The organism is Catenuloplanes indicus, from assembly GCF_030813715.1.
GTDB classification, from domain to species: Bacteria; Actinomycetota; Actinomycetes; order Mycobacteriales; family Micromonosporaceae; genus Catenuloplanes; species Catenuloplanes indicus.
The window spans coordinates 1,497,158-1,507,586 of the sequence record NZ_JAUSUZ010000001.1 but is presented as its reverse complement, the minus strand read 5'-3'; the positions used below and the strand labels follow the sequence as shown (position 1 = coordinate 1,507,586).

Sequence of the window (10,429 nt, the reverse complement as noted above, 5' to 3'; positions counted from 1 at the left end):
TCGAGGGGGTCGATATGATCCTTCGGAGTTGGGTTCGATGGTCGCGCTTGAGGCGATGCTTTGCGGGGCGAATGATGTCCGAATTCGGCTCATGGAAGGCTGGATTTGCATCTCTGCAGAGATTGACTGGCTGGGCGACAATGAGGTAGAGGTGTTCGAACGGCTGATGCCATTTAGGCAAGGTGGTCCGAATGCTGTAACCTCCGAATTCCTGGCTGTAGTTTTTTCTCGGTCGGTCGTCACTGGCGTTAATGACTCCGTGCGCTGCGTCAAGGGTGATTCTCTGGGGCCGGCAGCCGTATTGGAAGGTGTTCGGGGCCGTGTGGTTGCGTTCGAGTTGTAGAGGCAGGAGTTGGCTGGCCCGCATGGGCGTGAGAAGCGCTCCGTGCATGACCGTCGGTGCTCCTCATCTTCCAACTACGTCATATGGGACGGTGCTGGTTCGCCGGACGTCGCAATGACTTCCGGGTCAATGGCTCGTAGGCGTGCGTGTGCTTTGTCGGCGGTTTTCTCTGCGGTGGAGAGTGCGCGCCAGCGGCTGCCGCGGTACGGGACGTGTGCGTTGTCGGGGGCGCCGAGGCAGGCCTTGTCGGCGAGAACGGTGATGTTGGCACTGGCCAGGGCGTCGATGGTGCCGTGGGTGCGCGCGGCGGCGAGGTCGTGGGTGCTGCCGGGCGGGGCGGGTGAGGCCCATAACGAGAGCGTGGCGGGGTAAGACAGCACGTGTGGGGCTTCCCTGGTCGGGCCGTCGGATCTTGGTCGGCTGCTGTCTTGCCCGGAGCCTCGCGCCTATCGATCTCCGGGGCCGTCATACCCGCCGCCACCTGCAAAGCCGGGATGAAAAGGCTCGATGAAGTTCGGAAGATTTCGCCGAACAGTCCGAGCGCCCAGCCGAGAGCCGAACTGATGAGTTTCCATCTCGAGAGCTGGGGAGGTTGAGCTGATTGAAGTTTATGAGATTGGCTAATAAAGATGCTTCCGTTTCTGTTGCCTTGAGCCGTCTGGTGCCGAATATGTGATCAACCCCGGTGATCACATGATCGTCGAATGGCCGGATGTCGATGGGTCGGTGTTAGGTGCGATTAGGCACTCGCCCACCGGGCTTGCGGTCAGCGAGCCGAGTGGGCGGATGTCGCGGATTTGGAACTCCAGTGGAGATGAGCTATCAATTCTGGGGTAGTCGGCGATTTAGGGAATATGCGGCCGCGATGCATTCGGCTCTGGCTTCGTAGTCGGCGTATTTGGCGTCGGTTTTTGGTTCGGTCGCGATCGTTATTCACAAGCTCGGCCGTTTGTAACGTGTGTCGGTGATTCACGTTTCGTAATGGTTGTACGCTGATGTGTCGTCCTGGACCCCGATGGAAGCAGGGTCGATTGCAACTCCGGCCATACGTTCGGGCTTGCGCGATTTGATATAAATTTCAATAGCTCGCATGAACCTTGAGACTAAAGTGAGCGGCCGACCGATTCGCTCTGGCCTGCTTGCCGATCCGCACACCTGCTGATTCGTCGACCATTGGGGGTGTCAACTGGAACGATCCAAGAAAAGGTGGTGATCGTTGTTGCCGGTGTGATTGCAATGCGGAATAGCAATTGTTTGCTCTGGTGTCGGCGTTATTGGGGTGTTGATGCGGGTTCGGGTGTCGGATTTGTTCGCCGAGATTGAACTGGGCGGTACCTCGGCCGAATTGCTCGGACTGGGTGAGGTGCTGCGAAGCGGCGAGGGGCGTATCGATCTTGAAATCGAGGGATCCGGCCCCGTATAGTAGATTTGCCTCCGTGCTCGAGATCGGCCGTACGTCCGGCCCTCGGTCACTTTTACCTGGCTGAGAACTCTGAACCGCTTGTGATTGCATTTTGCAATTGATGTAGCGGCAGTCCTCGGCCAGGCATCGATGGCTGTCGCCGGTTGTCCGTTACTGCGGGGTCTCGGGCCGTTTTTGTCGGATCGATACGATAGCGTTCATCCGCCCGTCCGAGTATTGGAAAGCAGGTTCTGTGGTGACCGACCGACCCCGGACGTTGCTTGCCGCTGTGCGGCCGGAGGTGCAGCGGGACATCTACGGGTTCTATGACCGGCTGCGTGAAGCAGACCCGTGCTACTGGGATCGTGCGCTCAGCGCCTGGGTCGTCACCAGCCACGAACTGGTCAGCGCCGGCGCCGGTGACCCCCGCCTCTCCTCCGTCCGCTTCCCGGACCCGGACGCGGTCACCGGCGACCTCCAGCGGTTCGCCACCGTGATCTCCCGGACCATGCTCTACCGGGACGCGCTGGAGCACACCCGCCTGCGCAAGGCGGCCAGCCGCACCTTCACGGCCCGGTCCGTCGAGGCGTTGCGGCCGATGATCACCCAGGCGGTCCACGACATCATCGACGACGTGCTGCCGCGTGGCCGGATGGACATGGTGGCCGACCTCGCGGTGCCGTTGCCGTTCAACGCGATCTGCGCGCTCGTCCACGTACCCGTGGAGGATCGTGAGCGGTTGCTCGCCTGGTCGAACGACGTGGCCGTGGCGTTCGGCAACGCGCGGCTGACCGCGGCGGAGAAGGCGGCCACGGACCGTGGGGTGACCGGCATGGTCACCTACTTCGACTCGCTGATCGACCGGCCGGAGGCGCTGCTGCGGCCCGGCGACCTGGATCGGGACGAGGCGATCGCGAACACGATCCTGCTGCTGCTGGCCGGGCACGAGACCACCACGCACTTCCTCGGCAACGCGCTGCTCGCGCTGCTGCGGCATCCCGGCGAGGTGCCGAAGCTGGAGAAGGACCCGGCGACCGCGATCGAGGAACTGCTGCGGTACGACAGCCCACTCCCGATGATCCTGCGCCGTGCCACCGAGGACCTGGAGTTCGGCGGCAAGACTATCGAGAAGGGGCAGCCGATCCTGCTGGTCTGCGGCGCGGCGAACCGCGACGCGGCCGCGTTCCCGGACCCGCACACGCTCGACCTCACGCGCACCGGCCAGGCCCGGCACCTCGCGTTCGGGCACGGGCGGCATTTCTGCATCGGCTCCGGGCTGGCCCGGCTGGAGGGCGACATCGTGCTCCGCGCGCTGTTCGACCGCCTGCCCGGCCTACGGCTGGCCGAATCCGGGGAAGAACCGGCCTGGCGGCCCAGCCTCAACTTCCGCGGGCTCGACCGGCTGATCGTGGAGTGGGACGTCCGGTAGTCTCGCGTTCCATGCCGGACCGCCTCGGACAGCTCCGTCCCGACGACCCGCGGGAGCTGGGCGGCTACCGGATCGAGGGGCGGCTCGGCGAGGGTGGCATGGGCACGGTCTTCCTCGCGCGGGACCCGGCGGGGGAGCCGGTCGCGGTGAAGGTGATCCGGCCGGAGCTGGCGGGGCAGGAGGAGTTCCGGGCGCGGTTCCGCGGTGAGGTGGCGCGGGCGCGGCAGGTGCCGTCGTTCTGCACCGCGGCGGTGCTGGACGCGGATCCGGAGCACACCACGCCGTACCTGGTGGTCGAGTTCGTGGACGGGCCGAGCCTGGCCGGCGTGGTGGCCGGGCGCGGGCCGCTGACCGGCGCGCAGCTGCACGGCGTCGCGGTCGGTGTGGCCACCGCGCTCGCGGCGATCCACGGCGCCGGGGTCGTGCACCGGGATCTGAAACCGTCCAATGTGCTCTTCGCGCGCGGTACGCCCAGGGTGATCGACTTCGGGGTCGCGCGGCCGCTCGGGGCGCCGGGTGACCAGACCGGCAGCGGGCAGGTCGCCGGGTCGGTTGCGTACCTGGCGCCGGAACGCTTCGACGGCACCGGGCGGGTGGCCGGGCCGGCCGCGGACGTGTTCTCCTGGGGCGCGGTGATCGCGTACGCGGCGACCGGCCGGGCGGTGTTCGGTGCCGGGCCCGCCGGTGTGGTCGCGGCGCGCGTCCTCACCGGCGAGCCGGACCTGCGCGCGCTGCCGGAGTCGCTGCGCCCGGTCGTCGCCCGCGCGCTGGCCAAGGACCCGGACGCCCGCCCGTCCGCGCCCGAACTGCTGGACCTGCTGGCTCAGCTTCCGCCGGACGCCGAGGACGGTGCCACTACCGTGCCGGCCGGGCCGGAGCCGCGCCGGGCCACGGCCGCGCTCGGGGCGCGTGCGCCGCGCCGCGATCGGGGCCGCATCCTGGAGTCGGTGCTGGCCGTGGTGCTGGTGGCCCTGATCGGCGGAGCGGCCGGCACGTTGCTGCTGTCCGGCCGGGGTTCCGGAACGGACGACACACCGCAGGCCGGGCCGCCACCGCCGTCGCGGACCGAGGCCGGCCCGGTGCGCCTGCCCGCGCCCATCGGGACGGCCGCGTCGCCCACGCCGTCCGCGACGCTGGCGGTGCGGCCGCTGGCGGTCGCGCCGCAGCCGGCCACGTCCGCGCCGCCCCGGCCGACGGAGGCGGCGGCCGATCAGCCGGTGATCACCGCGGCGGACGGGCCGGCCATGGTCTCCGGTCCGTACTTCATCGTCAACCTGCGCACCGGCGACTGCGTGGACATCCCGTTCGGCGGGCCCGGCGCGATGGACGGGCCGGTCGAACGCTATACCTGCCGGCCGGCCGAGGCCGACAACCAGGAGTGGCGGTTCGTCCCGCGCGGCGTCGACGGTGACGGCTACCACCGCTACTGGATCCAGAACGTGGCCGACGACCTGTGCGTCGACGTGCCCGGCGCCGGCGGGGTCGACCCGGGCGCCGAGGTCAGCGAGATGACCTGCTTCGAGCAGGACAACCAGCACTTCCGGTTGGAGCCGCGGCTGGACTCGGGCGGGCGCCGTCACTACTGGCTGCGCAACACCGCGACCGGCATGTGCCTCGACGTCTCCGGCGCCGGCCCGCGCCTCACGCTCTTCCCCTGCACGCCGGACGACGACCACGAGTGGGCGCTGGTGCGAAGAACCGCCTTCTGATTCATGGTCCCGCTTCCGGCGTGGCTGAGTTCCGGTGCTCCCGCGGGCACCGGCCGGTGGGTGGTCGCTTCCAGGACCGCGAAATCCCGTTGTGTACGCGGAACGGACGCGGCATCGTGGCGGGATGGCGGAACAGCATGTGGTGGGCTTCGGCGGGATGTGGGCCGAGCCGGCGGACGATCCGCGCACCCAGGGCAACCCGGTCGGTGAGCTGGCCACGATCCGGGAGTACCTGACGAACTACCGGCTCACGCTGGACCTCAAGTGCCGCGACCTGACGCCGGAGCAGCTGGCCACGCGTTCCGTGCCGCCGTCCACGATGAGCCTGCTCGGCCTGGTCCGGCACATGGCCCGGGTGGAGCACAACTGGTTCCACCGGGTGCTGCGCGGCCACCGCGACGTACCGCGGATCTACTGGAGCCCGGACGACGACGACCTCGACTTCAACGACGCGGCCGGCACGCCGGAGGCGGTCGCGGACGCGTTCGCGTCCTGGCGTGCGCAGGTCGCCGACGCGGACGCCTGGCTGGACGCGATCACCGAGGCCGACCTCGGCACCGAGAAGACCACCGCGCACGGCGACCCGGTCGCGGTCCGCGACGTCCTGATCCACATGATCGAGGAGTACGCCCGCCACTGCGGCCACGCGGACCTGCTCCGCGAGTGCGTCGACGGCCGTACCGGTCAGTGACTCACACCGGGATCGCGGGCGCTGCACCGGTCGGCGCGGCGAGCAGCGTGTCGAGCGTGTCCAGCAGGTCGCGCATCGCGATCGGCTTGGTGAGGTAGGCGGCGACGCCGCACGCGTGCAGCGCGTCGACGTGGTGCTGGGTGGCGTCCGCGCTGAGCACCACGACCGGGATGTCGCGGGTGGCCGGGTCGGCGCGCAGCAGCTCCAGCAGCGCCTCGCCGGGCATGTCCGGCAGATGCAGGTCCAGCAGGATCAGGTCCGGCCGGTGCGCGTGCGCCAGGTCGAGCCCGGTCTGCGCCAGCATCGCGCCGATCAGCGTCACCGACGGGCGGCGGGCGAGCATCTGCTCGACCAGGGTCAGGTTCTCCGCGACGTCCTCGACGTAGAGCACGGTGCACGGGCCGTCATACGACCGGGTCTCCAGGCTCGCCGCGCTCACCTGCTGGGCCTCGCGGCCGGTCGCGGTGGTGATCGGCAGGTCGATCCGGAACGTGCTGCCGCGCCCGGGGATGCTGGACACGTCCAGCGTGCCGCCCATGCCGAGGGCCAGGTGGCGGGAGAGCGCGAGGCCGAGCCCGGTGCCCTCGAAGCCGGCCCGGGCCGCGTCCAGGCGCTCGAACGGCGTGAACAGCTTGCCGACCGCGTCCGGCGGAATGCCGCGGCCGGTGTCCACCACCCGGATGCGCAGCGTGCCGCCGGGGCGCCGGCCGATGGAGATGCTGGCCGTACCCGTACGCAGCTCGTGGCTGACCCGGGACAGGAAGTCGTTCTTCGCGTCGTCGGCCGCGCGCAGCAGCCGGTTCGCCTCGTGCAGATCCTGCGAGCGGCGCAGGATCACCGCCTGCATCTGCCCGGCCCACTCCTCCAGCTCCACGGTCTGCCGCACGCCCTGCCGCTGGAGCTGGACGAACTCGGTTACGTCCTCGACCTGGTGGACGATGTACGCGAGCCTGCCGTGCGCGTCGGTGATCGGCACGTTGCGCGGGCTCCAGTAGCGTTCCACGAAGCCGTTCCCGTCCGGGTCGGCCACGTCGTACTTCTGCACGGCCATGCTGTCCGGCCGGAGCGTCCGCGCGGCGCGTTCCAGCGAGGCGCGGAGGTTCGCGACGCCGGTCGCCTCCGGATCGCCGGGGTTGTCCGGGAACGCGTCGAAGATGTAGCGGCCCAGGATCTTCGCCCGCTGGGTCAGTGTGGCCGCCAGGTAGGCGTCGTTGACCGCGATGATCCGGAACTGCGGATCGAGGACCAGGAACAGCGCGGGCAGCGCGCCGAAGAGCGACTCAAAGTCGATCTTCGGCGGCGTCTGTGCCGACAAATCCGACATGTGCGAAATTTTATCCGGACTAGCGACCCTTCCGATCAGATCGGGAAGGTGCCGCGGCGCCACTGCCAGTGCCGGCCGGACCTCAGGTGGTCGACGATCGCGCGTTGCAGGACGGTGTCGCGCGGCAGCCGGTCCAGCGGCGTGGTCAGCGTGCGGAACACGAAGCGGCGCACCTCGAGATCCGCGTCCACGCCCTCCGGCTCCTCGTACGCGTCGAGCGTGAACCGGTCCTGGAACCGGATGATGTTCGAGTCCGCCGGCAGGTACTCGCGCAGCTGCGGGTCGAGCAGCCAGGAGCCGCAGGAGAACGCGGTGTACGTCTCGTCCGGGAAGTGCCGTGGGAAGAACGCGCGGCCCTCGTCCAGCGACGCCGAGATCGCCTCCGGGGTGAGCGGTCCCGCGTCCGGGATGTGCAGGCCGATCGTGCCGTCGCCGCGGTGGTGCTGCAGCCGGCCCAGCTCGTAGAGGCCGCCGCGCACGTGCAGCGTCAGCCAGGCCTGCATCACCGGCCAGCCCTCCCGGTTCATCCGCCGGTCGACGGCGAGGTTGCGGCCCAGGTCGGCCAGCGTCGCCCAGGACACCGCCTCGGGTACGCCGTGCGCGCGGTGGTAGTCCAGGACGACGCCGGTCAGCGCCAGGTAGGCGTACACGTACAGGTGCCGCCAGGCCGGGCCCCGGTCGCGCGGCAGCTCCGGACCGGGGGTCAGCCACTCGTAGCCGCCGAGATCCGCGCGAACCAGCGCGATCGACCGGTCCAGCAGCCAGCGCAGCTCCGGCGTCCACAGCTCCGAGCCGGGATCCGGCCAGCCCGCCATGATCTCCTCGGCGTCGTCCGGCCGCACCGCGAGCCGGTCCAGCAGCGCGGGCGCGTCCGCTCGGTCCGGCAGCGGCGCGGACGGACGGCCGCCGGCGAGCCGGTCCACCCGTGCGATCTCCTCGGCCGGCACGCCCAGCCGGCCCGCGATGTCGTCCAGATCCATGCGCAGCACCGTATCGGCCGCCGACTACCGCCGGGTGCCGGCCAGCACGTAATCGAGGCCACGTGCGTAGTAGCCCTCCTCGTCGTCCAGGGCGAGGAAGTGGTCCGCGGTCTCGGTGAGATTCGGGAAGGCGGCCGGGTCCAGCGACTTGAGCCGGCCCCGTTTCGCGGTGATCAGTCGTTCCCGGATCACCGGGTCGGGCTCGGCCAGGTCGCCGGGGCGGTTCATGGCCAGCCCGACGATGCCGTTGAGCAGGAACGTGCTCAGCTGTGCCGCCGCGACCGGGGAGTGGCCCGCGGCGCGGAGCAGGCCGATGGTGCGCTCGGACAGCGCGATCCCGGAGTCCGTCCGCATGAACCGGATCGCGGTGATCGCGGCCAGTCCCGGGTGCGCGCGCAGCCCTCGCAGCAGCGCGGTCGCGGTCGCCCGCAGATCGCCGCCGGTCGGCGTGTCGACCTCGGCGAGCACCGCCTCGACCAGCGCGTCGAGCAGCGCGTCCTTGTCCTTGAAGTGCCAGTAGAGCGCCATCGGCGTGACCTTGAGGTCGGCGGCGAGCTTGCGCAGGGACAGCGCGTCGACGCCGTCCCGGTCGGCGATCGCCATCGCGCCGCTGAGGATCTGGCCGCGGTCGAGGCGTTCGGCGGCGGGCGGTCGTGGACTCACGGAATCACTTTACACCGTACAGGAATGTGCTCTACAGTCCTCTCCTGTACGCCGTACATTTACGGCGTACAGTTATCGACGGAGGTCAGCCATGTCCCAGACCGTGCTCATCACCGGCAGCTCGTCCGGCTTCGGCCGCGCCGCGGTCCGCCGGTTCCTCGCCGAGGGGTGGAACGTCGTCGCCACGCTGCGGGACCCGTCCCGGTGGGACGAGGCGCCGCACGAGCGGCTGCTCGTCACCGCGCTCGACGTCCGCGACGCCGCCTCGGCCGAGGCGGCCGTGACCGCGGCGGTCGACCGTTTCGACCGGCTGGACTGCGTGGTCAACAACGCCGGCGCGGGTCTGTTCGCGGTCTTCGAGGGCACGCCGGAGTCCGTCATCGAGGACGTCTTCGCGACGAACCTGTACGGGCCGATGCGTGTCATCCGCGCCGCGCTGCCGCATTTCCGCCGGCAGGGCGGCGGCCGGGTCGTCAACGTCACCTCCAGCGCCGCCACCGTCCCGACCCCGCTGATGGCCGCGTACGGCGCGTCCAAGAGCGCGCTGCAGGCGTTCTCCGAGGGCGTCAGCTACGAGCTGGCCACGCAGAACGTGGTGGTCACCGTGGTCGAGCCGGGCATGGTGACCACCACCGGCTTCATGGCACAGACCACCGCGCGGTTCGGCGCCGCCGAGGTCCCGCCGCCGTACGCCGGATACGTCGCGCAGCGGGTGGCGTCCTTCGAGGTCGCGCCGCCGCCCGGCTACCTCGCGACGGACGCCGAGGTGGCCGCCGCGGTGCACGAGGCGGCCGTGGACGACACCGGCCGGTTCCGCTGGCGGGTGGGCGGGGACGCGCACGACTTCGCCCGCGCACGCCAGGCCACCGACGCGGAGTACGACGAATGGCGCCGCGAGCTGTACCCGGTCCGCTGAGCCGGCATCCGGCCTGCCCGCGGTGGCGGGCAGGCCGCGACCCGTCCGTGCACGTCAGGCGTTGTCGAGGACCTCGCGCAGCCGGGCGGCGAACTCCGGTGGCTTGCCGGCGTAGCCGAACTCGCCGCCGAGGAAGCCGCCGTGGTGGCTCGGGAACACGGTCGCGCCCTGGCCGAGCAGCGCCGCGGTGGCCAGCGCGGTCCGGCCGGTGTACGTGTCACCGGTCTCCTCGCCGACCGCGATCACCACCCGGGCCGGCGCGGCGGTCAGCGCGGCCACGTCCGGCCGGTAGTCGGTGATCGCCCACGACGCCGCGGACAGCAGCGGGTCCTCCCGGGTGCCGTCGTCCTCGGCCGGCATGCCGAACGCGGCCGGGTCCGGCGCGGGCTGGGCGAAGTAGTCCTCGGTGAACTCGCCCTGCCAGGACGTCATCAGTATGAACGCGGCCATCCCGGCGCCCCAGCCGCTCTTCTGGTACGCGTCGTGGAACCCGTTCCGCGCCCGCTCGGCCGCGGCCGCGTCCGGCAGCACCGAGTTGATCGGTGGCTCGTGGGCGACCAGCGTGCGCACGTCGCCGGGGTACCGGGTGACCAGCTCCAGCCCGGTCACCGCGCCGCCGCTGCTGGCGAAGATCTCGACCGGCCCGGCGCCGAGCGCCTCGATCAGCAGGTGCAGGTCCGCCGCCTGCCGCTGCGGCGTGTGCGTCACCTCGCCGTCGGTGCGCACGCTGCGGCCGAGCCCGCGCGGGTCGTAGGTGACCACGGTCCGGTCCGGGAAGTGACCGGCAAGCGCCTCGAAGCCGTCGGCCGTCATCGGCTGGCCGATCATCAGCAGTACCGGCCGGCCGTCCGCGGTGGGCAGCGGCCCGCGCACGTCATAGGCCAGTTCGGCGCCCGGCACGGCGAGCGTCCGCGTCTGCGTCGTCATGCCGCCGAGCCTACGTCCGCCCGGGTGAGTGCGGGGGGCCGTACA

10 protein-coding genes are annotated in these 10,429 nt (G+C 70.4%); 5 read left to right on the top strand and 5 right to left on the bottom strand.

All coding sequences use genetic code 11. The annotated features are described in order from the left end of the window. Positions 1-37: 37 nt before the first annotated feature. Positions 38-343: a hypothetical protein gene (locus J2S42_RS07150; protein WP_307236446.1), complete on the top strand. Its 306-nt coding sequence runs from the start codon at positions 38-40 to the stop codon at positions 341-343. 74 nt (positions 344-417) lie between these two features. Here the strand turns inward: J2S42_RS07150 and J2S42_RS07145 are convergent, their stop codons facing one another. Then, positions 418-723 carry a transposase family protein gene (locus J2S42_RS07145; protein WP_307236444.1) on the bottom strand — a complete coding sequence of 102 codons (306 nt, stop codon included), beginning with the start codon at positions 721-723 and terminating at the stop codon, positions 418-420. A gap of 1,278 nt (positions 724-2,001) precedes the next feature. Here J2S42_RS07145 and J2S42_RS07140 point away from each other — a divergent pair. The 3 genes from J2S42_RS07140 (at position 2,002) to J2S42_RS07130 (ending at position 5,574) form a co-directional block, all read left to right on the top strand. Beyond that, positions 2,002-3,174, top strand: a complete 1,173-nt coding sequence (locus J2S42_RS07140; RefSeq protein ID WP_307236442.1) for a cytochrome P450 — start codon at positions 2,002-2,004, stop codon at positions 3,172-3,174. 11 nt (positions 3,175-3,185) lie between these two features. Continuing rightward, entirely contained in the window at positions 3,186-4,883 is a 1,698-nt protein-coding gene (locus J2S42_RS07135; RefSeq protein ID WP_307236440.1) for a protein kinase domain-containing protein, read from the top strand. A gap of 124 nt (positions 4,884-5,007) precedes the next feature. After that, on the top strand, positions 5,008-5,574 hold the full coding sequence (locus J2S42_RS07130) for a DinB family protein (RefSeq protein WP_307236438.1): 567 nt from the start codon (positions 5,008-5,010) through the stop codon (positions 5,572-5,574). A gap of 1 nt (position 5,575) precedes the next feature. Here the strand turns inward: J2S42_RS07130 and J2S42_RS07125 are convergent, their stop codons facing one another. The 3 genes from J2S42_RS07125 to J2S42_RS07115 are packed head-to-tail and all read right to left on the bottom strand — an operon-like array spanning position 5,576 to position 8,541. Further along, on the bottom strand, positions 5,576-6,898 hold the full coding sequence (locus J2S42_RS07125; protein ID WP_307236436.1) for an ATP-binding protein: 1,323 nt from the start codon (positions 6,896-6,898) through the stop codon (positions 5,576-5,578). Between the two features lie 35 nt (positions 6,899-6,933). Next, a complete protein-coding gene (locus tag J2S42_RS07120) occupies positions 6,934-7,878 on the bottom strand; it encodes an acyltransferase domain-containing protein (RefSeq protein ID WP_307236434.1) in 945 nt (314 codons plus the stop codon). A 24-nt stretch (positions 7,879-7,902) separates the two neighbouring features. Then, a complete protein-coding gene (locus tag J2S42_RS07115) occupies positions 7,903-8,541 on the bottom strand; it encodes a TetR family transcriptional regulator (RefSeq protein ID WP_307236432.1) in 639 nt (212 codons plus the stop codon). 91 nt (positions 8,542-8,632) lie between these two features. Here J2S42_RS07115 and J2S42_RS07110 point away from each other — a divergent pair, with 91 nt between their 5' ends. After that, on the top strand, positions 8,633-9,457 hold the full coding sequence (locus J2S42_RS07110; protein ID WP_307236430.1) for an SDR family NAD(P)-dependent oxidoreductase: 825 nt from the start codon (positions 8,633-8,635) through the stop codon (positions 9,455-9,457). 54 nt (positions 9,458-9,511) lie between these two features. Here the strand turns inward: J2S42_RS07110 and J2S42_RS07105 are convergent, their stop codons facing one another. Beyond that, positions 9,512-10,384: an alpha/beta fold hydrolase gene (locus J2S42_RS07105; protein ID WP_307236428.1), complete on the bottom strand. Its 873-nt coding sequence runs from the start codon at positions 10,382-10,384 to the stop codon at positions 9,512-9,514. Positions 10,385-10,429 lie beyond the last annotated feature (45 nt).

Coding starts and splice junctions, on each gene's coding strand:
- J2S42_RS07150 (WP_307236446.1), top strand. CDS start 38: ATGGTCGCGCTTGAGGCGATGCTTTGCGGGGCGAATGATGTCCGAATT.
- J2S42_RS07135 (WP_307236440.1), top strand. CDS start 3,186: ATGCCGGACCGCCTCGGACAGCTCCGTCCCGACGACCCGCGGGAGCTG.
- J2S42_RS07130 (WP_307236438.1), top strand. CDS start 5,008: ATGGCGGAACAGCATGTGGTGGGCTTCGGCGGGATGTGGGCCGAGCCG.
- J2S42_RS07125 (WP_307236436.1), bottom strand. CDS start 6,898: ATGTCGGATTTGTCGGCACAGACGCCGCCGAAGATCGACTTTGAGTCG.
- J2S42_RS07120 (WP_307236434.1), bottom strand. CDS start 7,878: ATGGATCTGGACGACATCGCGGGCCGGCTGGGCGTGCCGGCCGAGGAG.
- J2S42_RS07110 (WP_307236430.1), top strand. CDS start 8,633: ATGTCCCAGACCGTGCTCATCACCGGCAGCTCGTCCGGCTTCGGCCGC.
- J2S42_RS07105 (WP_307236428.1), bottom strand. CDS start 10,384: ATGACGACGCAGACGCGGACGCTCGCCGTGCCGGGCGCCGAACTGGCC.